Annotated in this window: 21 protein-coding genes; 15 read left to right on the plus strand and 6 right to left on the minus strand. The window is 73.5% G+C overall.

The genetic code is table 11. The features are described from left to right. Positions 1 to 164 precede the first annotated feature (164 nt). The 10 genes from ACZ6JT_RS18680 to ACZ6JT_RS18725 all read left to right on the plus strand — a co-directional run bounded on the left by ACZ6JT_RS18680 (position 165) and on the right by ACZ6JT_RS18725 (position 11,101). On the plus strand, positions 165 to 335 hold the full coding sequence (locus tag ACZ6JT_RS18680; RefSeq protein WP_351292112.1) for an LxmA leader domain family RiPP: 171 nt from the start codon (positions 165 to 167) through the stop codon (positions 333 to 335). A gap of 188 nt (positions 336 to 523) precedes the next feature. Beyond that, positions 524 to 1,573: a methyltransferase gene (locus ACZ6JT_RS18685; protein WP_469211063.1), complete on the plus strand. Its 1,050-nt coding sequence runs from the start codon at positions 524 to 526 to the stop codon at positions 1,571 to 1,573. Further along, positions 1,566 to 2,453 carry an ABC transporter ATP-binding protein gene (locus tag ACZ6JT_RS18690; RefSeq protein WP_469211065.1) on the plus strand — a complete coding sequence of 296 codons (888 nt, stop codon included), beginning with the start codon at positions 1,566 to 1,568 and terminating at the stop codon, positions 2,451 to 2,453. The genes ACZ6JT_RS18685 and ACZ6JT_RS18690 overlap by 8 nt, the downstream gene beginning before the upstream one ends. Then, the gene (locus tag ACZ6JT_RS18695; protein WP_469211067.1) at positions 2,450 to 3,673 is read left to right on the plus strand and encodes an ABC transporter permease; all 1,224 of its coding nucleotides are present in this window, start codon (positions 2,450 to 2,452) and stop codon (positions 3,671 to 3,673) included. Before ACZ6JT_RS18690 ends, ACZ6JT_RS18695 begins: the two co-directional genes overlap by 4 nt. Then, positions 3,670 to 5,556 carry an ABC transporter ATP-binding protein gene (locus ACZ6JT_RS18700; protein WP_469211069.1) on the plus strand — a complete coding sequence of 629 codons (1,887 nt, stop codon included), beginning with the start codon at positions 3,670 to 3,672 and terminating at the stop codon, positions 5,554 to 5,556. The genes ACZ6JT_RS18695 and ACZ6JT_RS18700 overlap by 4 nt, the downstream gene beginning before the upstream one ends. Further along, positions 5,553 to 6,515, plus strand: a complete 963-nt coding sequence (locus ACZ6JT_RS18705) for an LLM class flavin-dependent oxidoreductase (protein ID WP_376612011.1) — start codon at positions 5,553 to 5,555, stop codon at positions 6,513 to 6,515. The genes ACZ6JT_RS18700 and ACZ6JT_RS18705 overlap by 4 nt, the downstream gene beginning before the upstream one ends. After that, positions 6,512 to 7,243 carry a flavoprotein gene (locus tag ACZ6JT_RS18710; RefSeq protein ID WP_469211072.1) on the plus strand — a complete coding sequence of 244 codons (732 nt, stop codon included), beginning with the start codon at positions 6,512 to 6,514 and terminating at the stop codon, positions 7,241 to 7,243. Before ACZ6JT_RS18705 ends, ACZ6JT_RS18710 begins: the two co-directional genes overlap by 4 nt. Beyond that, positions 7,240 to 8,232 (plus strand): hypothetical protein, encoded by a 993-nt coding sequence (locus tag ACZ6JT_RS18715; protein ID WP_469211074.1) that lies wholly within the window; start codon positions 7,240 to 7,242, stop codon positions 8,230 to 8,232. Before ACZ6JT_RS18710 ends, ACZ6JT_RS18715 begins: the two co-directional genes overlap by 4 nt. Continuing rightward, positions 8,232 to 10,772, plus strand: coding sequence for an insulinase family protein (locus tag ACZ6JT_RS18720; RefSeq protein WP_469211076.1), 2,541 nt, complete (start codon positions 8,232 to 8,234; stop codon positions 10,770 to 10,772). The genes ACZ6JT_RS18715 and ACZ6JT_RS18720 overlap by 1 nt, the downstream gene beginning before the upstream one ends. After that, entirely contained in the window at positions 10,769 to 11,101 is a 333-nt protein-coding gene (locus tag ACZ6JT_RS18725; RefSeq protein ID WP_469211078.1) for a hypothetical protein, read from the plus strand. Before ACZ6JT_RS18720 ends, ACZ6JT_RS18725 begins: the two co-directional genes overlap by 4 nt. A gap of 42 nt (positions 11,102 to 11,143) precedes the next feature. On the opposite strand, the gene ACZ6JT_RS18730 is transcribed toward ACZ6JT_RS18725, so the two are convergent. Beyond that, on the minus strand, positions 11,144 to 12,106 hold the full coding sequence (locus ACZ6JT_RS18730) for a TrmB family transcriptional regulator (RefSeq protein ID WP_469211080.1): 963 nt from the start codon (positions 12,104 to 12,106) through the stop codon (positions 11,144 to 11,146). Positions 12,107 to 12,337: 231 nt separating this feature from the next. After that, the gene (locus tag ACZ6JT_RS18735; protein WP_469211082.1) at positions 12,338 to 13,546 is read right to left on the minus strand and encodes an NAD(P)/FAD-dependent oxidoreductase; all 1,209 of its coding nucleotides are present in this window, start codon (positions 13,544 to 13,546) and stop codon (positions 12,338 to 12,340) included. Between the two features lie 427 nt (positions 13,547 to 13,973). Here ACZ6JT_RS18735 and ACZ6JT_RS18740 point away from each other — a divergent pair, with 427 nt between their 5' ends. Further along, positions 13,974 to 14,747 (plus strand): VOC family protein, encoded by a 774-nt coding sequence (locus ACZ6JT_RS18740; protein ID WP_469211563.1) that lies wholly within the window; start codon positions 13,974 to 13,976, stop codon positions 14,745 to 14,747. On the opposite strand, the gene ACZ6JT_RS18745 is transcribed toward ACZ6JT_RS18740, so the two are convergent. Then, the gene (locus tag ACZ6JT_RS18745; protein WP_469211084.1) at positions 14,731 to 15,603 is read right to left on the minus strand and encodes a YhjD/YihY/BrkB family envelope integrity protein; all 873 of its coding nucleotides are present in this window, start codon (positions 15,601 to 15,603) and stop codon (positions 14,731 to 14,733) included. The genes ACZ6JT_RS18740 and ACZ6JT_RS18745 overlap by 17 nt on opposite strands. A gap of 179 nt (positions 15,604 to 15,782) precedes the next feature. On the opposite strand from ACZ6JT_RS18745, the gene ACZ6JT_RS18750 reads away from it, so the two are divergent. Further along, positions 15,783 to 16,979: a DUF2254 family protein gene (locus ACZ6JT_RS18750; protein WP_469211086.1), complete on the plus strand. Its 1,197-nt coding sequence runs from the start codon at positions 15,783 to 15,785 to the stop codon at positions 16,977 to 16,979. A gap of 96 nt (positions 16,980 to 17,075) precedes the next feature. Then, a complete protein-coding gene (locus tag ACZ6JT_RS18755) occupies positions 17,076 to 17,633 on the plus strand; it encodes a potassium channel family protein (RefSeq protein WP_469211088.1) in 558 nt (185 codons plus the stop codon). 94 nt (positions 17,634 to 17,727) lie between these two features. Here the strand turns inward: ACZ6JT_RS18755 and ACZ6JT_RS18760 are convergent, their stop codons facing one another. The 3 genes from ACZ6JT_RS18760 to ACZ6JT_RS18770 all read right to left on the minus strand — a co-directional run bounded on the left by ACZ6JT_RS18760 (position 17,728) and on the right by ACZ6JT_RS18770 (position 19,952). Continuing rightward, the gene (locus ACZ6JT_RS18760) at positions 17,728 to 18,153 is read right to left on the minus strand and encodes a hypothetical protein (RefSeq protein WP_469211090.1); all 426 of its coding nucleotides are present in this window, start codon (positions 18,151 to 18,153) and stop codon (positions 17,728 to 17,730) included. A 116-nt stretch (positions 18,154 to 18,269) separates the two neighbouring features. Further along, entirely contained in the window at positions 18,270 to 19,640 is a 1,371-nt protein-coding gene (locus ACZ6JT_RS18765) for an FAD-binding oxidoreductase (protein WP_469211092.1), read from the minus strand. 66 nt (positions 19,641 to 19,706) lie between these two features. Further along, positions 19,707 to 19,952, minus strand: coding sequence for a hypothetical protein (locus ACZ6JT_RS18770; protein ID WP_469211093.1), 246 nt, complete (start codon positions 19,950 to 19,952; stop codon positions 19,707 to 19,709). 205 nt (positions 19,953 to 20,157) lie between these two features. On the opposite strand from ACZ6JT_RS18770, the gene ACZ6JT_RS18775 reads away from it, so the two are divergent. Both ACZ6JT_RS18775 and ACZ6JT_RS18780 read left to right on the plus strand, forming a co-directional pair. After that, complete coding sequence (locus tag ACZ6JT_RS18775) at positions 20,158 to 20,898, plus strand: PP2C family protein-serine/threonine phosphatase (protein WP_469211095.1); 741 nt, start codon at positions 20,158 to 20,160, stop codon at positions 20,896 to 20,898. A 343-nt stretch (positions 20,899 to 21,241) separates the two neighbouring features. Beyond that, entirely contained in the window at positions 21,242 to 21,445 is a 204-nt protein-coding gene (locus ACZ6JT_RS18780) for a cold-shock protein (protein WP_030011983.1), read from the plus strand. The last annotated feature ends 115 nt before the right edge of the window (positions 21,446 to 21,560 follow it).

Here is a 21,560-nt window from a genome sequence, read left to right on the forward strand (position 1 = left end):
TGAGATCGAGGTCGACGCGGTGACCGGCGCCCCGGCCACCACCCCGTTCTGCGGCGCCGTCGCGAGCTTCGCGCTCAGCTACGTCACCACCAACGGACCCGGCTAAGCCGGAGCATCGCCCCAACTCATCCTCCACACCAACCCTTTGAAGGGAGACGAACACCATGAGCAACGACCAGAGCACGCTCGAAGACCTGGTGACCGGCTACGAGTCCTACGCCGACGCCGACGAGATCGAGGTCGACGCGGTGACCGGCGCCCCGGCCACCACCCCGTTCTGCGGCGCCGTCGCGAGCTTCGCGCTCAGCTACGTCACCACCAACGGGCCGGGCTAAACCGCCCGCGGCGGGTGCCCGACAGCGGGCACCCGCCGCCCCCCGGGGCCTCACCGCCCCCGACCCGGGCCTCACCGCCCCGCCCCCGGGCCCCGCGCCCGTACCTGACTTTCCGGGCATCGTGCCCGCCCCACATCCGGGCCCCGTGCCCACAGCCCCCTCACCTCCACAACGGGAAGCCCAGGCGAATGACCGACAACAGCGCACACGCCCAGACCCTCCTCGACATGGCCGACCTCCTCAAGCCCAACGCCGTCCGCGTGGCCGCCACCCTCGGCATCGCCGACCTGGTGGCCGAAGGAGGCGGCACCGCCGCGACGCTGGCCGAACGGGCCGGCGCGCACCCGGAGGTGTTCGCGAAACTCCTGCGCTACCTGGTGGAGCTGGGGCTGTTCACGGTCGACGCCGACGGCGTCCACGCCCTCACCGACCTGTCCCGCCCCCTGCTGCGCGGCAACGAGCCCAGCCTGGCCCAGTACCTCAGCATGGAGGGCCTGTTCGGCCGGGTCTCCCTCGGACTGGTGGGCCTGCTGCACACCGTGCGCACCGGCGAGGCCTCCCACGCCGCCGTGTTCGGCCGCGACTACTGGGACGAGATCAACACCGACCCGGTCTACGTCAGAGCCCTGGAGGCCGAGGGGCCGACCGAGGCCGGCTGGGACGCCGACGCCGTGATCAGCGCGTACGACTGGTCCGCGGTCCGCAGCGTCGCCGACGTCGGCGGCAACAACGGCACCCTACTCATCGAGCTGCTGCGCGCGCACCCGCACCTGCGGGGCACCGTCATCGACCTGCCCAACGTCGCGGGGATCGCCGCCCGCCGCATCGAGGAGGCGGGCCTGGCCGACCGCGGCACCGCCGTCGCCGCCAGCTTCTTCGAGGAACTGCCCAAGGGCCACGACGTCTACCTGCTGTCGGGGATCCTCGCCGACTGGAGCGACGAGAAGTCCGTGGCCATCCTGCGCCGCGTCGCCGAGGCCGCCGGCCCCGACGGGCGGGTGCTCCTCGCCGAGATCAACCTGCCCGAGACGGGCACGGGCCTGGCCGCCGCCGACACCGCGCTGCGCGTCGCCGCCACCGTCCCGGTCCCCGCCCGCACCGTCGAGGCCGTCAAGGACCTGGCCGACCGGGCCGGTCTCACCCCGACCTGGCAGGGTCCGGTCACCCCGGTCCGGTCCGTCGTCGAGTTCGCCCCGGCCCTCGCCGGGGACCGCGTCCCGGAGGTGGCCGGTGCTTGAGTTCGACGCCCTCACCAAGGCGTTCGGCGACAAGAAGGTCCTGCGCGGACTGTCCTTCCAGGTCCGCCCCGGTGAGCTGTACGGCTTCTGCGGCGCCAACGGCGCCGGCAAGACCACCGCCATGCGCATCGCGCTCGGCATGCTGGCCGCCGACACCGGCGAGGTCCGCTTCGAGGGCCGCCCGGTCGACAGCGCCGGCCGCCGCCTCATCGGCTACATGCCCGAGGAGCGGGGCCTCTACGGCAAGATGCGCCCCCGCGACCAGCTGGTCTACTTCGCCCGACTCAGCGGCATGGGGGCCCGCGAGGCCAAGTCCCACGCCGACGAGTGGATCGAACGCCTCGGGGTCAAGATGGGCCCCAAGGACGTGCTGGACAAGCTGTCGCTGGGCAACCAGCAGAAGGTCCAGCTGATCGCCGCGCTGATCCACCGCCCCGGTGTGCTGATCCTGGACGAGCCGTTCTCCGGCCTCGACCCGGTCGCCTCCGACGCGATGGCCCAGGCGCTCACGGAGTTCACCCGCGACGGCGTCCCCGTCGTCTTCTCCAGCCACCAGCTCGACCTGGTGGAGCGGCTGTGCGACCGGGTGGGCATCGTCCGCGACGGCGCCCTGGTCGCCGAGGGGACGGTGGAGGAACTGCGCGGCAGCACCACCCGTCGCCTGGAGATCGCCCTCGAGGGCGCTCCGGCCGGGTGGGCGTCGGCCGTCGCGGGCGCCCGCGTCGTCGAGACGCGGCACGACCGCTACACGCTGGAGGTCGACGAGCAGGTCCCCGTACGGGAGATCCTCTCGGCCGCCCAGGCCCACGGCGACATCGTCCACTTCGCCTGGCGCGAGTCGTCCCTGACCGAAATCTTCCGCGAGGCGGTGGCAGCATGAACCGGAACACCCCGCACGGGCCGCTCACCCTCGTCGGGCTCGTCGCCTGGCGCGAGATCGTCACGCAGTTCCAGCGCAAGGAACTGTGGGCTTCCCTGGTCATGATGATCCTGGTGTTCTGCGGCGCCCTCGGGCTGCAGAAGGTGTTCAGCGGCGCGGCCGACCGTCCGGTCCTCGCCGTCGTCGGCGAGCACCGGGTCCTGACCGACGCGCTGCGCGCGCAGACCGCCGGGGCATCCGGCGACGGTGGCGCGGGCGGCGTGGAGGTCGTCTCCTACGACGACGACGCGGCCGCGGAGGCCGCCGTACGGAAGGAGAAGGCCGACGCCGCACTGGTCGGCGACGGCCGCGTCCTGGTCCGCGAGAAGCTCCCCGAGCCGCTGGCCGGCCCGCTGTACGAGGCCCACCGCACGGCGCAGACCACCGAGCGGCTGCGGGAGGGCGGACTGTCCGACCCGGCCATCGCGCGGGCCCTGGCCGTACAGCCGCTGACCGTGTCCGCGCTCGACCCGGACGCGGACCGCACGACCGAGCGGACCATGACCGCCGCGATCGGCGTGATGGCCCTCTTCTTCCTGACCTTCATGTTCGGCCAGGGCATCGCCCAGGGCGTCCTGGAGGAGAAGTCCAGCCGCATCGTGGAGGTGCTGCTGGCCAAGGTGCACGCCTGGCAGCTGCTGGCGGGCAAGGTGCTCGGCATCGGGCTCGTGGCGTTCGTGCAGATCAGTGCCATGGCGGCGGGCGGCGTCACCGTCGCCATCGCCGCCGACCTGGTGGACGCGCCGTCCGACGCGATCGCGACCAGCGTGTCCGTGGTGCTCTGGTTCATCCCCGGCTTCCTGGGCTTCGCCGCCCTGTGGGCCGTCGCGGGGGCCCTGGCCTCCCGGGCCGAGGACCTCCAGCACGCGGCCGGCCCGGTCAGCATGCTCCAGACCCTGAGCCTGATGGCCGCGCTGGCGCCCTTCACCGGGATCAGCGACACCCTCACCCGGGTGTTCTCCCTGGTGCCGGGGCTGTCCTCGGCCGTGATGCCGGTCCGGATGGCGAGCGAGAACGTGCCGTGGTGGGAGATCGCCCTGGCCGCCGTCCTGTTGCTCGGTTCGATCGCCGCGCTGCTGCGCGTCGGCGGCCGGATCTACATCGGCGGCCTGCTCCAGCACGGCGGCATCGTCAAGGCGCGGGCCGCCCTGCGCAACGCCCGACTGGGGGGAATGTCATGACCGTCACCACCGAGACCAGGGCGGCCGGGGCGCAGGCCCGGGCCACCGCCGACCGCGCCCGGGCCACCGCCGACCGCGCCGAACGCGCCGCCGACTCCTGGGACGGCGAACTGCGCATCCTGCGCGAGCTGTTCCGGCGCGGCAACCGGCTCCAGATGGCCGTGATCGCCCTGCTCGCGGCGGTCTCCGCCGCCGCCACCCTCGCACTGCCGCTGGTCGTCGCCGAACTGGTCCAGCAGGTCCAGCAGGGCCAGGGCCTCACCGGGGCCGCCCTGCTGATGATCGGCACGGGCCTGGGCTCCGCCCTGGCGGGCGCGCTCGCCGCGTTCCTGCTGTCCCGCCTCGGCGAGCAGCTCGTCCGCCGGCTGCGCATCACCACGATGCGGCGCGGCCTGGCCATGCGGCTGTCCGACGCCAAGGCCGTGGGCAGCGGCGACCTCGCCACCCGGCTGACCGCCGACGCCATGCAGCTCAAGGGCGCCATCAACATCGGGCCGATCCAGCTCCCGATGGCCGCGATCACCCTGCTCGGCACCATCGTCATCATGGGCGTCCTGGACTGGGTGCTGTTGCTGATCACCCTGGCCGGGTTCGTGTGCGCGCTGGCCATCGTCGCCGTCGTGATCCGCGGTCTGCGGCGCACGTACAAGAACATGCAGGACGACATCGGCACCCTGACCCACCAGTTCATCACCGCGCTCGACGCCCTCGTCATCATCAAGGCCTACCGGGCGGAGGAGCGGGTCGGCCGGACCCTGGACGGCCACGCACGACGGCTGGAGAAGCTCGGCGTCGACGCGGCGCGCATGGAGTCGCTGGTCGTCCCCGTGATCAACCTGGGCCAGCAGATCGCCCTGCTGACCGTACTGCTCGGCGGTGGCGCCCGGCTCGTCTCCGGCGACCTCGCCCTCCCCGACTTCGTCGCCTTCCTCCTCTACCTGCTCCAGCTGACCGCGCCCCTGATCATGGCGGCCTCCGGTGCCGCGCAGATCCAGGCCGGGCTCACCTCCCGGCAGCGGTTCAACGACGTCTTCGCCCTGCCGGTGGAGGACCTGACGCCCGGCACGGCGGAGCCGACGGCGACGGCGGCCGGCCGGCACGTCCCCGGCCCGGCCCCGGCCGTCCGCTTCGAGGACGTGACCTTCGGCTACGGCGACGAACCCGTCCTGCGCGGCGTGGACTTCGAGGTGCCCGCCCAGGGCCTGACGGCCGTCGTCGGCCTCTCCGGCGCCGGCAAGTCCACCGCGCTGGCCCTCATCGAACGGTTCATGGAGCCGCAGTCGGGCCGTGTGCACCTGTTCGGCGAGGAGGCCGCGAGCCTGCCGCTGAACGAGCTGCGCGGCCGGATCGCCTTCGTCGACCAGGCGTTCACCCTGCTCGGGGACACCGTACGGGCCAACCTGAGCCTGGGCCTGGCCGCGGCCGTGACCGACGAGGAGCTGTACGCGGCGCTGGCCGCGGTCGGCCTCGACGCCCCCGTCCGGGCCCTGCCCGACGGCCTGGACACCGTCCTCGGCGGCGCCCACGACCTCTCCGGCGGTCAGCGCCAGCGGGTCGCCCTGGCCCGGGCGGTACTGGCCGACAGCAGCCTGGTCCTCCTCGACGAGCCGTCCTCGCAGCTCGACAGCGTCAACGAGCAGCGGTTGCGGCAGATCGTCGACACCCTCGCCGAGGACCGCGCCGTCCTGGTGGTCGCCCACCGCCTGTCCACCGTCCGGCACGCCGCCAAGGTCGTCGTCATGGACCGCGGCCGGGTCATCGCCGAGGGCACGCACGACGAACTGCTCGACTCCAGCCCCGCCTACATCGAACTGGTCAGCGCCCAGTTGCTCAGCGGTGCCGCCGCCCCGGCGGCCCGGTCCACGAAGGAAGTCACGGCATGACCAAGTACTCGATCATGATGCCGTTCATGCCGACCCGGCACGAGCAGGCGCTCCCGCTGGCCGCGCTGGTCGCCTCCGGCGCCGCGGACCGGCTGTGGCAGGGCCAGGCCCTGATGTCCGAGCCGTACCAGACCTTCACGTACGCGGCGGCCTCCGGATTCCGGATCCCGGTGGGCACGGCGGTCACGCTGATGCCCTTCCGGCACCCGATCGAGGCCGCGCTGCAGGCCAAGTCCCTCGCGGTGACCACTGGCCACCCGGTGGTGGCCGGCATCGGACCGGGCGCGGCGATCCTCCAGAAGAACGTGCTGGGCGCGCCCTACCGCAGCCAGCTCGGCGCGGTCCGCGAGTACTTCACCATCATGGGCGGCCTGCTGGCCGACCGCGAGGTCGAGCTGCGCGGCGAGTACTTCGACTGCCGCATCGGGCTGCCGTCCCTGCCGGGGCCGCGGGTCGAGCTCGGCGCCGGGGTGCTGCGGCCGAAGATGGCCCGGCTGGCCGGCGAGGTCGCGGACGTGGCCATCACCTGGCTGACCCCGCCGAAGTACCTGCGGGACGTCATCGTCCCCGAGCTGCAGGCCGGGGCGCAGGCCGCGGGCCGGCCGATGCCGCGCCTGGTGGCGATGGTGCCGGTGGCGCTGACCGCGCCCGACCGGGACCCGGCGAAGCTGGTCCTCGCGGGCAACACCGGGCACCTGTCGATGCCGCACTACCAGGACATGCTGCGCCGCTCGGGCATCGACATCGACCAGCCCGACCCCCTGTCCGTCGCGAAGGCCGTGATCGAGGGCGGCGCGTTCGTCCACGGCGACATCAGCGAGGTGCGGGACCGGCTCGTGGAGTACGCGGCGGTGGGCGTCGACGAGATCGCGCTGAACCTGACCGGTGTGTGCCAGGTCGAGGGGCTGCCCTCCGCGCTGGCCGACCTGCGGGCGATGCTGCCGGAGCTGACCCGGTGAGCGCCGGTACGCAGGCCGTCGCGACCCCGCTCGCGGCGGCCCCGGCGGCCGTTGCGGCGCCCCCGGCGGCAGTCCCCGCGGCGGTCCCCGCCCCCGGTGCCGTGTCCGCCGTACCGGCGCCCGCGCTGGGGATCTCGCGGCTGCTGCTCGTGGTGACCGGGGCCGTCGCCGCCGCCGAACTGCCGTACTGGCTCGGCTGGCTGCGCAGCACCTACCCGGCCCTGGAGCTGCGGATCGCGGTGACCGCGAGCGCCGAACGGTTCGTCAGCCGGGTCACCCTCGCCGGGCACAGCGGCGCCGAGGTACTGCCCGACCGGTGGGCCGAGGACGAGGTGCACGCGCGGCACGTGCTGTGGACCGAGTGGGCCGAGGCCGTCGTCGTCGCCCCCGCGACCCTGCACTTCGTGGCGCGCCTGGCCCTCGGGCTGGCCGACAGCCCCGCGCTGCTGGCCGCGCAGTGCACCACCGCGCCGGTGGTGCTGCTGCCCGCCCTGCCGCCGGGCGGGCTGCACAGCGCCGCCTACCGGGCCCACCACGCGGCGCTGGCCGCCCGGCCCAACGTGGCCGTGCTCGCGCCGCGTCCCGGGCTCTCCATGACCACGGGCCGCGAGGACGCCTGGGCGCCGGCGCCGCTGCCGGACGCGCTCGCCATGGTCGAGCAGCGTCGCGGGGAACTGGCCGCCGCGGCCCGGTCCGCGCCGCTCCCGCCGCCGTCGAGCACGCTGTGACCGCCACCGCCGTCGAGGGCGCCGTCGAAAGCCTCGCCGAAGACGTGGCCGAGAACGGGGCCGTCGGTCCGGTCCGCTTCGGGACCGGGCTGCTGCGCACGACCGTCCACGGCGGCCTGTGGATCCGGGAGCCCGGACCGCTCGCACCCGCCGGCTTCCACCCGCTGCCGGCCGCCCTCCCCGAGACCCCCCGGACCCCGGGCGTACGCCTGGTCTACGGGGAGGAGCTGCCCGGCGGCGCGCGCGCCTACCGGGGCCTGTCCGGGGACGAGTCCGTGGCGGGCCACCTGCTGCGGCACGGCCCGCACCCCGGGCTGCGCCCGGCCCTGCACGGCCTCGGCCGCGCCCTCGCCGCACTGCACACCGCCCCGGTCCCGGCCCCGGCCGGTCCGCCGGCCCCGCCCACCGCCTCGCGCGGCTGGGACCGGCTCGACGCGTGGCTCGCCGGCCGCGCGCCGGAGGTCTGGGCCGCGCAGGCCGCGTCCGTACTGCGCGAGCGGCTCGGCGCCGAACGCTGGCACCGGCTGCGCGACTGGACCGCCGAACTCGCCGCCGACCAGGCCCTCGTCGTCTCCCACGGCGCGCCCGGCCTCGGCTCGCTCGTCGCGCACCCCGTATCCGACCCCGCCGAATCCGACCCCGCCGAAGGCCCCGTGCAGCCGGCCCCCGTGGAGCTGCTGACCGGCGAGGACCTGTGCCTCGCCCCCTGGTACTCCGACATCGGCTGGGCCGTCGGCGAACTCACCGAGCTCGCCTGGCAGCTCGGCGGCGACAGCGCGGCCTGGCAGCGCCTCGTCGACGCCGTCGAGGAGGGGTACGGGCGCCCCCTCGGCCCGCTGCGGCCGCGGCTGGCGGCCCTGCGCATCGCCCTGCACCTGCACGACTACACCGCCTACGTCGGCTGGCAGCCGGAGACCGTCGAACGCTTCGCCGGCTTCCTCGGCTACCTCACCGGTTTCGGCGGTCCCACCGCACCAGGAGACCACTGATGCACCGGTTCACCCTGCCCAACGGGCTCCGGGTGCTGCTCGCCCCCTCCCACCGCCACCCCCGGGTGGCGGTGGCGGTGCACTACGGGGTCGGCTTCCGGTCCGAACCCCCCGGCCGCGAGGGCTTCGCGCACCTCTTCGAGCACCTCATGTTCCAGGGCAGCGAGCAGCTGACCGGCGGCGAGTTCTACGACCGGATCCACCGGATCGGCGGCTCCGCGAACGGCACCACGCACCAGGACTACACGGACTACTACCAGGCCGTGCCCGCCTCCGCCCTCGACGGGGCGCTGTTCGCCGAAGCCGACCGGATGCGGGCTCCGCTGTTCACCGAGGAGGCCCTCGCGGAGCAGCTGGAGGGCGTCGCCCTGGAGATCCACGGGACGACGGTGGAGCGCCCGTACGGCGGCTTCCCCTGGCCGCTGCTGCCCGCCGTGCTCTACCGCTCGTACGCCAACGCGCACGACGGGTACGGGGACGCCGCGCGGCTGCGCACGGCGACCGTGGAAGACTGCCGGGCCTTCTTCGCCGAGCACTACGCGCCCGGCAACGCCGTGCTGACGCTCGCCGGCGGCTTCGACGCGGCCGAGGCCCGCGCACTCGTCGAGCGGCACTTCGGGGACATCCCGGCGCGGCCCGTGCCCGCCCGCCCCGACCTGCGCGAGAAGGCCCCGGAGGCCGACCGGTGGGCGTACGGTACCGAACCGGGCGTGCCCGCGACCGCCGTGGCGCTCGGCTACCGGCTGCCCGACCCCGCCGAGGACCTGGCCGGGTACCTCGCGCACACCGTGCTGGCCCGGCTGCTGCGCGCCACCGGCGCGCAGGGCGGCGGCGGTCCCGTCGAGACGAGCTGCGGCTTCTTCGGGCCGCTCGACGCCCTGGCCCCCGAGACCCTCGTGGTCACCGGGCTGCTGCCGCCGGACACCGCGCCCGAGCGGTTCGTGGAACGGGTGGACGCGGGGCTGGCCCACTGGGCGGATCCGGGCACGCCGGGCCACGGCGAGGCGGTCCGCACCGCCGTCCGCGACCTGGCACTGGACCACGTGCGCCGGCACGACGACCTCCAGACCCGGGCCCGCGCGCTGGGCCGGCTGGAGCTGCTGTTCGGCCGCCCCGGACTCCTCGCCGAGCTGCCGGACCTGCTCGCCGGGGTCGCCGCCGCCGAAGTGGCCGCGGCCGCACGGGCGTTGCGCGGGACCGCGCGCGCCGTGCTGGTGCTGACGCCGGGCCCGGAGCGCACGCGCCCGGCGCCGTACGAGGCCCCGGCCGCGCCGGCCCGGTCCGCCCGCGCCACCGGCGAGCCGGTCGTGCCCGCGTGGGCCGAGACCCTCACCCCGGCCGGCACCCGCGTGGTCTGCTACCGGGACGAGCGGACCCCGCTGGCCGAGCTGCGGATCAAGGCGCCGCTCGGTCCGGGCGGCTGGCGTGCCCCGGGCCGGGTCCGGCGGCTCGCGTACGAGGCCCAGCTGCGGGCGGGCGCGGCCTGGCGGGCCACGGGCCACTTCGGCACGGTCCAGGTGACCACGGACGACCAGTGGCTGGAAGTGAGCGGTCACGCGCCGGCCGAACGGGCCGGGGACTGGCTGCGGACGGTCGTCGGTACGGTCCTGGCAGCCGGCCCGGCCGGATCGGGCGGATCGAGTGGATCGGGCGGGTCCGCGCACGCGCCGGCCTTGCCCGCCCCGCCCGCGACGGCGCTCCAGCGGACCGCCGACGCCGCGCTGCGCCTGCGGCTGCTCCCGGCTGCCGGCGGCGCTGCCGCGCCGCCCGGGCCCGCGGGCGCCGTGGTCGTCGTGACCGGTCCCGGTGACCCGGACGCCATGGCCGCCCTCGTGACCCGTACCCTCGCCGGGTGGAGCGCCGCCGACGCCGCCACGCCCGGGAGGGCGGCGCCGGGGCCCGGAACCGCCTACGGGGAGGACACCGTGCTGACCCTGCACCGGCCGGGTGCCGCCGAGGCGCACGTGACCCTCTGCGCGCCCGCGTCGATGAGCACCGCGACCGAGGCCGCGGACTACCTGGCCACGGCCGCGCTGGGCGGCTGGTTCGGCTCCCGGCTGGCCGTCGACCGCACCCCCGGCCTGACCGTGATCACCGGCCGGGACACGGCCGCGGCGGGCCACCGCGCCTACCTGCGGGCCTGGTACGAGGGACCGCACCGGCCGCAGACGGTACGGGAACTGCGGGAGCGGGTGCGCCGGATGGCGCGAGAGCCGTTCACCGCGGCCGAGGCGGACGCCACACGGGTCTTCTGCGCGGGCCAGGTGCTGAGCGTGTTCGACACACAGGAGACCCTTGCGGACATGCTCTGTCAGACCGCCGCCTACGGGCACGACGCGACCTGGCTCATGCGCCTGCCCCGGGCGCTGCGCGAGGTACCGCTCGCCGACGTCTCCCGCGCCGCCGTACGGATGTTCGCGGAGCGGCCGCTGACGGCCCTCGCCGTGCAGACCGACGCGGTGGCCGCGGACGCGGTACGGACGGACGGCGTCGGCACGGACGAGGCGGCGCGGGACCTGCCGGGCGGGCGGGCGGCATGACCGACGGCCCGCACGAGCCCGCACCGCGGGACACCGGTGAGCTGACGTTCCTGCGCGTCCTGGTGATGCCGTCCCCGGCGGCGGCGTCCGGGCCGGCCCACGAGCGGCCCGGGGCGCCGGAGACCACGGCGGTGCGGGTGTCGTCCCTGCTGCCGCCGGGATGGCGCGGAACGGTCCAGTTCTTCGCCGTGGGCTTCTCGTTGGCGGTCGTCCTGCCGGAGGCGACGCCCGCCGACGCGGTCACCGAGGAGCTGCGCAGGCTGTGGCAGGACCCGGGGCTGGTCGGGTGGGAGTGGCTGCTCGATCCCGAGGACACCCCGGGCCGCTGACGCGGCCCCGGGTGCCCCCGGCCTCACGGGATCCGGCCCTCGTCAGATCCAGCCGCGGTCGCGGGCCAGCAGCGCCGCCTGGAAGCGGTTGGCCGCGTCCAGGCGGCCCATGAGCGCGGCCACGTACTTGCGGTAGGTGCGGACGGAGACGCCGACCTCGCGTGCGCCGATCTCGTCCTTGTCGACCATCTGCATGGTGGCCAGGATCTGCCGTTCCAGCTCGGACAGTCCGCCCTCGGGGCCCCCGCCCCCGGCGGGGCTGCCCACGACCTCGTCCAGCTCGCGGCTCTCGGCCCAGATCCGGTCGAAGAGCGAGATCATGCCGCCGACGAGGCCCGGCTCGCGGACGGCCACCGCGCCCAGCGTCGAGTCGTTCGGGTCGATGGGTGCCAGCGCGGTCTGCCGGTCGAAGATCAGCAGCCGTTCGGCGGTCCGTTCCACGACCCGGATCCTCACCCCCTTGGTGGTGAGTTCCTGTAGGTAGGCGGCGGTGGCCGGATCGGCGACGGCGCCGCTCTCCACGATGGTGCGCATGGCGACCCCGCGCCGCAGCAGCTGCTCGGTGAGCGGCCGGGCGGCGGCGATGTTGTCCTTCGTCATCGGCCCGCCCGGCTGGGTGGAGAGCAGTTCGGTCCGGCAGAAGAACGACAACTCGTCGAGTTTCTCCCTGACTTTGCCCAGACCTTCGAGCCGTTCGATGAGCGGCGCGTCGGTCCCGGAGCCGGCGTACAAGCCGTCGTTCTCGAATTCCTGCTCGCGCAGCAGGGATTCGAGCAGGTCCCGGGTCTCCGAGACGTGTCGCATTTCCTCGTGGAGGGCCTTGAGCCGCCGCTCGACGAGCCGGGCCACGACCGTGCTCGGGGCGACCGGCCGGTAGGCCTCCGTCCCGTCGGCGGTGGCCATGCCCATGGCCACGAGCGTGTTCAGCACGGATTCCACGGCCTCGGCGTCGTCACGGCCGAGGTGGACCGCCAGGGTGTGGGGCGTGGCCCGCGTGCAGCGCAACAGGCCTCTGTACGCCTGCTCTTGCTTTTCCTCTACTCCGAGCCGACCCAAATGGTGATGCATGTGATTCCCCCGCATCGCTTTCACCTGGGCTTCTGGTCAAGCCCAAGCAAAATCGGATGATAGTGCGGTGATCGTTCGAGGGCCATGCTTTCCACTTTCGGACAGCATTTTCACGCCATGAGCCCGCCGACCCGAGCGTCATGGACGGCGGGCGGGCAAGGCGCCCTGCTATGCGGCCCGTTCGGGGGTGAGAGTCAGGGTCTCGGCGCGCTTGGCGGCCAGGCGCTGTCGGCGCCCGGGGCCGCCCGAGACGCGGTGCAGGCCGTAGCCGCCGGGCTTGTGCGCCTCTTCGGCCAGGTGCTTGACGATGCCCTTGCAGATCGCCTCCTTGACCTTCGCACCGAGGCGGCCGTCGACGTGGAACCACACCGCGACGTCGGACCGGTTGCCGAGCTGGAAGATGCCGGTGCCCCGCCCGAGGCTCATGCACTGGGCGCCGAAGGACTGGTTGAGGGTCTCGGGCCGCTCGCCGGCGATCCGGCTGAGGACCGTGTCGGCGGCGCGCGCGCCCATCGGCATCGCGGCCTGGCAGCTCATCCGCAGCGGCAGGTCCGACGGCGCGGCCGAGTCTCCGGCCGCGATGACGCGTACGTCGTCCACGCTGGTCAGCGTCTCGTCCGTGAGCAGCCGCCCCTGGGCGTCGGTGCTCAGCCCGCTGCGCGCGGCCAGGTCCGGCACCGCGAAGCCGGCGGTCCAGACGGTCACCTCGCTCGACAGCGTCCGGCCGTCGGCGAGCCGTACGGCGTCGCGCGTCACGGCCGTCACCTTCGTGCCCGGGCCGTCGAGCACGGTCACCCCGAGCCCGGCCAGCCGCGCGGCCACCGAGCGCCGGCCCCGGGCGTGCAGGTACGGCCCGAGGACCCCGCCGCAGACGAGGGTCACCGCCCGTCCCCGCTCGGCCAGTTCGGCGGCCGTCTCGATGCCGGTCGGACCGCCGCCGACCACCGTCACGGCGGCCGCCAGGGGAGCGCGGTCGAGCACCGGCCGCAGCCGCTGCGCCTCCTCCAGCGTGCCGAGCGGGTAGGCGAACTCCGCGGCTCCGGGCACGCCCGGGTCGGCGCTGCCGCTGCCCACGGCGTAGACCAGGTAGTCGTAGCCGACGGCCCCACCCGAGGCCAGCGCCACGCTGCGCCCGGCCGCGTCGATCCGCGCGACGGTGTCGACCACCAGCCGCACCCCGTCGGCCAGGACCTCGCGGTAGTCGACGACCGCGCTGTCGGTGCCGCCGACGAGCTGGTGCAGGCGGACCCGGTGGACGAAGGTCGCACGCGGGTTGACCAGCGTCACGCGCACGTCGCCGCGCCGCGTCAGCCGGTTGGCCGCCATCACACCCGCGTACCCGCCGCCGATCACGACGACGTCGAAGTTCTCAGCCATGGTGTCCTCCGCTCGTTGGGGTTACGCCATGTGGACAAGGGCCGCCCGCCCGCTGTGACAGCATGTGAGCCAGATCACTCCAGCGAAGCGGCTCCGCTCGCCCCGGGCCCCAACGGGTCGGACCCGGGCCCCGGTTCACGGGGACGACGGGCGCTCGGCCGGCGTGAAGAGCCGATCCAGGTGGTGATGGAGCAGCGCGAGGGCCGACTCCGGGCCGCGCCGGCCCACGAGCAGGCCGGGCCCCGGCCGAGGGTGGCCGCGCTGCGCCGCCCGGGTGCCCGTACGCCGTGTCGCCCCGGGGCCGCCGGGCGGCGGTACGAGGATGGGGCCGACGGACGGGCTCCCGGGGGCGCACCAGCGGATGGGGTGGACAGGCGTGTCGACATCGAGTCACGAGACGTTCGGCGCACCCTGCTGGGTCAGCCTGATGGCCCGCGACCCCGGCGCCTCGCAGGCGTTCTACGGCGCGGTCCTCGGCTGGCAGTTCGGCGCGGCCCGGCTCGGGGAGGGCTTCACCGTCGGCTTCAGCGACGGCGTACCGGTGGCCGGGATCGGCGCCCTGCCCCCGGCGGTCGCCGGCCCCGTCGCCTGGACCCCGTACTTCGCCGTGGACGACGCCGACGTCACGGCGGCGCGCATCCGCGAACGCAGCGGAACCGTCGCCGTCGGCCCCCTGGCCTTCGGCACCGGCCGGGCGGCGCTCGCGTCCGACCGCGACGGGGCGGTGTTCGGGATCTGGCAGGGGGACGCCATCCCGGACTGGGGCATGGGCGGGGAAGCCGCCCCCGCCTGGCTGGAACTGCGCACCCGGGACGCCTTCGACGCCGCCATCTTCTACGGCGAGGTCCTGGAGTGGGCCTGCGGGCAAACCGGCTGCTGCGAGGTCGCCTACGTCGAGGAGAACAACCGCATCCAGCTGCGCCACGCGGGCCGGACGGTGGCCCGCCTGCACGGCGGGAGCCTCGCGGCGGCCCCCGATCCGGCGCTGCGGCCGCGCTGGCACGTCCATTTCCGCGTGCCCGACGTGGAGACCGCGGTGAAGGCGGCCACCGCCCTGGGCGGCGGCACCGTCCCCGCGCCCCCCGCGGGCAGCCCCGCCACCGACTCAGGTCTCCTCTCGCACGAGGTCACCCTGCGCGACCCCGACGGCGCCCTGTTCGCCATCGCGGGCCCGGCCGGCCCGATCAGCCGGAGGGCGTGAACTGCTCCGTGACGCCGTCTCCCCGCGGGGTACCGAGCCAGCGGGCCGGCAGGGGCTCGCGGGCCACCACGTACCCGACGGCGATGGCGAGCGTGAGGACGACGAACAGCACGATCAGCCAGGACATCAGGGCGAAGACCGAGCCCAGGCTGCCGAACTGGCGCATGCTGCGCTCCACGGCGTGCGGCATGTAGAGCTTCGACGCCATCGACAGCAGTTGCACCCCCGTCCCGGCCAGCACCGCGCCGGGCAGCAGCGGCAGCCACGGGATCCGGCCGCCGAGCAGCAGGTGCTGGGTCCACCACCAGAGCAGCGTGCCGCTGACCACGGCGAGCACGAAGCCGGCGACGGGCCCGGCGCCGAAGGCGCTCTGGACCGGCCCCTGGAAGAGCAGTGCGCTCAGCCAGACGAGGAGCCAGGCCAGCCACCGCCAGGCCGCGAGCCTGGCCTTGGCCTTGGGCAGGTGCCAGGAGCGCTCGCAGGTCAGCTGCAGGGCGCGGCTGCAGGCGGTGGCCGAGATCAACGTCACCACGACGCCCACCGCGCCGGTGCTCGCGATCGCGGTGGAATCGGTGGCCGAGTACACCTGGCGCACCTGGTCCAGGGCGGCGTCCTGGAGCCCGAGCGTGGCCCGGATGGAGGTGATCAGCTCCTTCTGGAGCCAGTCGGGTGCGAGGGCGCCGATGACGAAGAGGGCCGGCAAGGCGCCGAGGAAGGCCTGCGCGGCCAGCCTGAACGCGCAGTCCAGGACCTTGACACTGGCGAGCTGTTCGAGGAGCCGGGTCAGCAGCGGCGTGTGCTTGCGCATCCACGGGGGCAGCCGCAGCCGGCGCGCGGTGGGCTGCGGACCGGACACGGTGCACTCCTCAAGGGGACGGTTGCCGACGTCGGTGACCACCCTTCCACGAGAAACAGAGAAACAGCACATATCCTGCATTTCACCGCCCGGTCCCGTCACTCCCGTGATTGCATCCCTCCCATGACCCGCAACCCGTGACCCGACCCGTGACCGTGACCGTGAGGGGGCTTGGCCGCATGTTCCAACGGCCGACGCGCGCGAAGCGCCGGGACGTGACCCAGCTGATCTGCGCGCTCGGCGGGCTGGGGCTCGGGCTGCTGGCCCCCCTGGCCGACGTGGGACCGCAGGTGGAAGCCGGACGCGTGACGACCATGCTGTTCTCGGTCGGGTTCGGCGTCATCAGCCTGGTGAGCATCATCTACTCGATGCTGTTCCTGGTCGTGCAGTTCTCCGCGAGCACGTTCACCCCGCGCCTCGCGTTCTTCCGCGACGAACCGATCGTCTGGCGCGCCTTCGCCTTCGCCGTCGGGGTCTTCGTCTTCTGCGTCGCCGCGGGCCTCGGCATCGGCACCCGCAAGCAGGTCGCGGCCCTCCTCCCCTGCACCGCCATGATCCTCACGCTGATCGCCCTCGCCCAGATGAGGACGCTACAGACGAAGGCGTTCGACTCGATCCAGCTCGCCCATTCGCTCACCGCGATCGCCACCCGCGCCCACCGGTCGTACGACACGCTGCACCTGCGGCCGTACGTTCCCGGCCGTACGGCCCCGGCGCCGCCGCCCCCGGGGAGCGGCGCCACCTCCACCGTGCGCTGGTCCGGGCCGGCGACCGTGGTCCAGCAGATCGACGTACACGCCCTGGTGGCGCTGGCCCAGCGGCACGACTGCGCGATCGACTTCCGGGTGACCCCCGGCCGGACGGTCTCACGGGGCATGGTCCTCGCCGAGGTGACGGGCGCCGAACTGACCGAGGAGGCCCTGCGCGGGGCCGTGTTCACCGGCGTGGAACGCACCTTCGACCAGGATCCCGAATTTCCGTTCAGGCTCCTGGCCGACATCGCGCTGCGCGCGCTCTCCCCCGCCGTCAACGATCCCGCGACGGCGGTGGAGACCGTGGACCGGCTGGGGGACCTGCTCACCCGGCTCGCCGACCGGGAGCTGGACTTCGGCCGGTTCACCGACGGGGCGGGGCGGGTGCGGGTGACGGTCCCCGTCCCCGACTGGGAGCAGTACGTCCGGACGGCCTTCGACGACCTCCTCTTCGCCGCCGCGGGATCCCCGATGGCCCTGCTCCGCGTACGAGATTTCCTCGGCCGGCTGGCGGAGGAGAGCCCCGAGAGCCGGCGGGCCGTCGTACGGGAGCGGCTCGAATGGGCCGAACGCACCGGCAGCGCCGCGTATCCGCTCATCTGGACGCCCGCGGCGCTGCCTTGACCCGGCCACCCGGTCATCCGCGTGCGGAGATGCGCGGCACAGCGGCGGGTGCTGCAATGACCGGGGGGCTCCGCCCGCCTGCGCGAGGAGTGGTCCATGGACGGCACCACCACCGCAACACCCTGGGTGCGCCGGCGCGCCCTGTGGGGCTGCCTGCTCCGCTCGGCGGCCTCCGTCGTCCTGATTACGGCGCTGTACTACCTGGCGCCCCTGGACGGCGAGATCGTCCTGCGCACCCTCGTGTCGCTCGTGCTGGGCCTGGGGCTCTTCGGCTGGCTGGTGGTCAGGCAGGTGAACGCCGTCGCCCGCGCGCCGTTCCCCCGGCTGCGCGCGATGGAGGCGCTGGCCACCGCCGTACCGCTGTTCCTGGTGATCTTCTCCGTGGCGTACTTCCTGCTCGCCAAGGAGGTGCGGGGGACGTTCTCGGAGTCGCTGAACCGGACGGACGCCCTGTACTTCACCGTCACCGTGTTCGCGACCGTGGGCTTCGGCGACATCGTCCCCGTCTCGGAGACCGGCCGGGTGCTGACCACCCTGCAGATGGCCGCCGACCTGCTCCTGGTGGGCGTGATCGCGAAGGTGCTCTTCGGCGCGGTCGAGATCGGGATCCGCCGGCGCGGGGAGGGCGCCGCCGCCCGGGACGACGAAGCCTGAACGGGACGCCTGAACGGACGCCTGAACGGACGCCTGAACGCACGCGGCGGGACCCCGGCCGGGGAGCCGGCCGGGGTCCCGCGTGCTCAGCCCGTCAGCACCGGAGGCCGGTGGAGGCCTCCGTCGTGGTCTCGTCCAGCTTCTGGATCTGCGGCTGGAGCTGGGTGAGGGCGTCCTTGCCGGTGGTGTCGCCCGGCAGGTCCTCGTAGCCCTTCTTGAGGTTCTCGGCGGCCGACTTCACCGCCTCCCGCTCCGCGTCCTTCAGCTTGCTCAGGTTCTCCTTGACCCCGTCCCAGTCGTCCTGGACGGCGTCGTAGGCCTCCTTGACCTGGTCCTTGGTCGCGGTGGCGGGGTTCAGGGCCTTCAGCTTGGCGTTGTCGGCCTTCAGCGCGGTCAGGTCGGTGCAGAGGTCCTTCGCCGCCTGGGTGGCCTCCTCCTCGGGCGAACTGTCGTCGGAGCAGGCCGAGAGACCGAAAGCCATGCTGACGCAGAGCAGACCGATCACGGGGAAACGCTTCATGGGGGCCTTCCTCAGTCAGACAAACCGGATGTACGGGATCTTCCGGTACACCTGCCAAAATATGCAGATCCCATGACATTCCGCATCCGCATGACTCCGGACGGCAGCGGCCCCCGCTACGGCTTGATGTTCTGGTTGAGGTGGAACAGGTTCCCCGGGTCGTACGTCCGCTTGACCTCGGCCAGCCGGTCGTAGTTCCCCCTGTAGTTGGCCCGGATGCGCCCCTGGTCGTCATCGGCCATGAAGTTGATGTAGCCGCCCTCCTCGGAGTGCGGGGCCGTCGCCTCGTAGTAGTCCCGGACCCAGGCGGTGTTGGCCTCGTTGTCGGCGGGGTCCGGCCACATGCCGGCGATGACCGTGGCGAACGAGGCGTCGCGGTAGGCGTAGGCCGTCGCGTCCGGGGCGACGCGGTGGCAGGCGCCGTTCACCGGGTAGATGTGGACCGTCGAGTTCACCGCGGGCAGCCGCGGGGCGTGCTCCAGGTGCGCCGCGATCGCCTCGTCGGTGAGCTCGGTGACGAAGTTGGCCTTCCAGTAGTGCTGGAGGCCCGGCGGCACCAGGGCGTCGAAGGCGCTGTTGAGCGCGGGGTACGGCATGGGACCCACGTGCTCGGCGACCACCGGCGCGAAGTCGTGGAAGGCCTCCAGGGCCCGCGGCCCCTCCTCGAGCGGCCCGGCCCAACAGGCCACGATCAGCGCGAACGGCTGACCGTGCCGGTCCTCCGGGATGAAGGGCAGCGGCGGCGCGATCTGGAAGGCCGGGAACCCGCCCAGCTCCTCCGGGGCGTCGGCGATGTGGTCCGCGAAGGAGCGCAGCACGGTGGCGGCGTCCTCCAGCTCGAACAGCATCGGCCCGCCGTAGATGTCCTTGACCGGGCCGAGCCGGTACTCGAAGGAGGTCACCGCGCCGAAGTTGCCGCTGCCGCCGCGCAGCGCCCAGAAGAGGTCCGCGTTCTCCTCCTCGCTCGCCACGAGGAGCCGGCCGTCCGCGGTCACCACATCGGCCGAGATCAGGTTGTCGCAGCTCAGACCCATTCCGCGGCACAGGTAGCCGATGCCGCCGCCCAGGGTGAGCCCGCCGATCCCGGTGGTCGAGATGATCCCGCCGGTGGTGGCCAGCCCGAAGGCGTGCGTCGCCGCGTTGAAGTCTCCCCAGGTCGCGCCGCCCTCGGCGCGCGCCGTCCGGCGCGCCGCGTCCACGCGGACCCCGCGCATCCCCGACAGGTCGGCGACGACGCCGTCGTCGCAGGTGCCGAAGCCGGGCACGCTGTGCCCGCCGCCGCGCACCGCCAGATCGAGCCCGTTCTCACGGGCGAACTCGACGGTGGCCATGACGTCGCCCGCGTTGGCGCAGCGCACGACGGCGGCCGGCCTCCGGTCGATCATGGCGTTGTTGACCTTGCGGGCCTCCTCGTAGGCCGCGTCTTCGGGCGTGACGACCGCCCCGCGGACCCGTTCGCGCAACTGGTCGATCGAGAGCTTGCCCATGGCCGTCGCTCCTCGTGCCTGGTGCTCTGAAGCTGGTCCCGTAGCCGGCCCGCGTGCCGGTCCGCGCTACGGCTGGAGGTGGCTGAAGCCCACCTCGAAGCGTTCGACGGAGACGATCCGCTGGCCCTCCCGCCGCGCCGTCTCCTCGCGGATGCGGGCGGCCTGCTCCTCGCTGTCGTCCATGGCCCGCTCGTCCTCCCACAAGGTCAGCGACTTGGCCTCCCCCGTGGCCCGGTCGACGAGGTAGTAGACGCCCCGGAAGCCGGGAGCGTCCTTGACCTGGCTGACGACCGCCTCCGAACTCGCGGTCACGTCTCCCCCCGCGGGGACCGGTGATCCCTGGTAGGTGCTCAGCCTCGCGAACATCTCCAGTCCTTCCTGGCCGGGCCGCCGGTCGGCGAACAGACGGCTCCACGACCAGGGTGCTCCGGCAGACCGCGCCCCGCATGCCGGGACGGCGCGACAATGGGGGAGGTACGCGTCTGCCGTTGCCGTTGCCGAGAGGCGGGTCATCGACGTGCCCTACATAGCTGTGACCGCCCTGAGTCATGTCGGGCTGGTGCGCGAACACAACGAGGACAGCCTCGTCGTCGGTCCGTGGACCCTGTGCGGGACCGTGACCCAGAACCCCCAGACCCTGCTCTTCCCCTTCGGCAGACCCCTCGTCGTCGCCGTCGCCGACGGGCTCGGCGGCCAGCCGGCCGGCGAGGTGGCCAGCGAGCTGGTCGTACGCCACCTCGCCTCGCTCGGCGCCGAACTGGACGGCGAGGACGCCCTCGCCGACGCCCTGCGCCGCTGCAACCAGGCCGTGCACTCGGCCACCGACGGCCGGCCGGACCTGGTCTCCATGGGCACCACGATCGCCGGGGCCCTCGTCCTGCCCGAATCGCTGGTGGTGTTCAACATCGGCGACAGCAAGGTGTACCGCGCGGCCCCGGACGGCCTCCACCAGGTCAGCGTCGACGACAGCCCGTCGCCGGCCCCCGGGCACCGCACCACCTCGGCGGTGACCCAGACCCTCGGCGGCAGCCGCGGCTACCACACGATCGCGCCCCACATCGCGGCCTTCGAGCTGACCGAGGGCGACCGCTACCTGGTGTGCACCGACGGGCTGACCGACCCGGTGCCCGACGAGGAGATCGGGGACCTGCTGCGCGTGCACGACGACGGCAGGGCCGCCTTCGAGCTGTGGCGGGCCGCCATCGACGCCGGCGGCCCCGACAACATCACGCTCGCGCTGGTGCGGATCAGCGCCTAGGTGTGTCGTCCGGGCGGGCCCGACCGGTCCGTGAACCCACGCAGCGGCACACGTGTTTATACGATTTTCACGCGTGGATTTCTCTCCCCGCGGGTGCAGAATTTCGCCACACCTGCTACAGGAAAAAAATTTAAGCCCCGCGAGCCAACGCCCGTGCTACTGTGAAGTCAGTTGCAGTTGTGGTTCCCAAAAACTTACAAGTGCTCTCACCGGATTTTCGGTGGGCGCACTTTTTATTTCCGGTGCATGCAGTGAGATTTGCACATTCCGGTCGGGGCAATCATCGCGGCGACGCCGGGCTCGCACAGTGCGGACCCGGGCACTGCCCCAAGGGAGAATTCATATGGCATCTGGCACCGTGAAGTGGTTCAACGCGGAAAAGGGCTTCGGCTTCATCGAGCAGGAGGGCGGCGGCGCTGACGTCTTCGCTCACTACTCGAACATCGCCTCTTCCGGCTTCCGTGAGCTTCAGGAAGGCCAGAAGGTTACCTTCGACGTCACGCAGGGCCAGAAGGGCCCGCAGGCCGAGAACATCGTTCCCGCCTGACGCTGACGCGTACACGCAGCTGAGGCCCGCACCTTGGGGTGCGGGCCTCGGCGCGTTGCTTTTTCCCCGCTCACGCCCTGTCGGCCTCCGACGAGCCGCGTGAGCGGCGGGTGAC

Source organism: Streptomyces sp. NPDC046308 (assembly GCF_055588065.1).

What these genes read in the sequence shown, in the direction of transcription:
- ACZ6JT_RS18695 (WP_469211067.1), top strand. Translation starts at nt 2,450, where the DNA reads ATGAACCGGAACACCCCGCACGGGCCGCTCACCCTCGTCGGGCTCGTC.
- ACZ6JT_RS18700 (WP_469211069.1), top strand. Translation starts at nt 3,670, where the DNA reads ATGACCGTCACCACCGAGACCAGGGCGGCCGGGGCGCAGGCCCGGGCC.
- ACZ6JT_RS18765 (WP_469211092.1), bottom strand. Translation starts at nt 19,640, where the DNA reads ATGGGCAAGCTCTCGATCGACCAGTTGCGCGAACGGGTCCGCGGGGCG.
- ACZ6JT_RS18680 (WP_351292112.1), top strand. Translation starts at nt 165, where the DNA reads ATGAGCAACGACCAGAGCACGCTCGAAGACCTGGTGACCGGCTACGAG.
- ACZ6JT_RS18780 (WP_030011983.1), top strand. Translation starts at nt 21,242, where the DNA reads ATGGCATCTGGCACCGTGAAGTGGTTCAACGCGGAAAAGGGCTTCGGC.
- ACZ6JT_RS18740 (WP_469211563.1), top strand. Translation starts at nt 13,974, where the DNA reads ATGGCCCGCGACCCCGGCGCCTCGCAGGCGTTCTACGGCGCGGTCCTC.
- ACZ6JT_RS18725 (WP_469211078.1), top strand. Translation starts at nt 10,769, where the DNA reads ATGACCGACGGCCCGCACGAGCCCGCACCGCGGGACACCGGTGAGCTG.
- ACZ6JT_RS18750 (WP_469211086.1), top strand. Translation starts at nt 15,783, where the DNA reads ATGTTCCAACGGCCGACGCGCGCGAAGCGCCGGGACGTGACCCAGCTG.
- ACZ6JT_RS18685 (WP_469211063.1), top strand. Translation starts at nt 524, where the DNA reads ATGACCGACAACAGCGCACACGCCCAGACCCTCCTCGACATGGCCGAC.
- ACZ6JT_RS18705 (WP_376612011.1), top strand. Translation starts at nt 5,553, where the DNA reads ATGACCAAGTACTCGATCATGATGCCGTTCATGCCGACCCGGCACGAG.
- ACZ6JT_RS18755 (WP_469211088.1), top strand. Translation starts at nt 17,076, where the DNA reads ATGGACGGCACCACCACCGCAACACCCTGGGTGCGCCGGCGCGCCCTG.
- ACZ6JT_RS18720 (WP_469211076.1), top strand. Translation starts at nt 8,232, where the DNA reads ATGCACCGGTTCACCCTGCCCAACGGGCTCCGGGTGCTGCTCGCCCCC.
- ACZ6JT_RS18735 (WP_469211082.1), bottom strand. Translation starts at nt 13,546, where the DNA reads ATGGCTGAGAACTTCGACGTCGTCGTGATCGGCGGCGGGTACGCGGGT.
- ACZ6JT_RS18760 (WP_469211090.1), bottom strand. Translation starts at nt 18,153, where the DNA reads ATGAAGCGTTTCCCCGTGATCGGTCTGCTCTGCGTCAGCATGGCTTTC.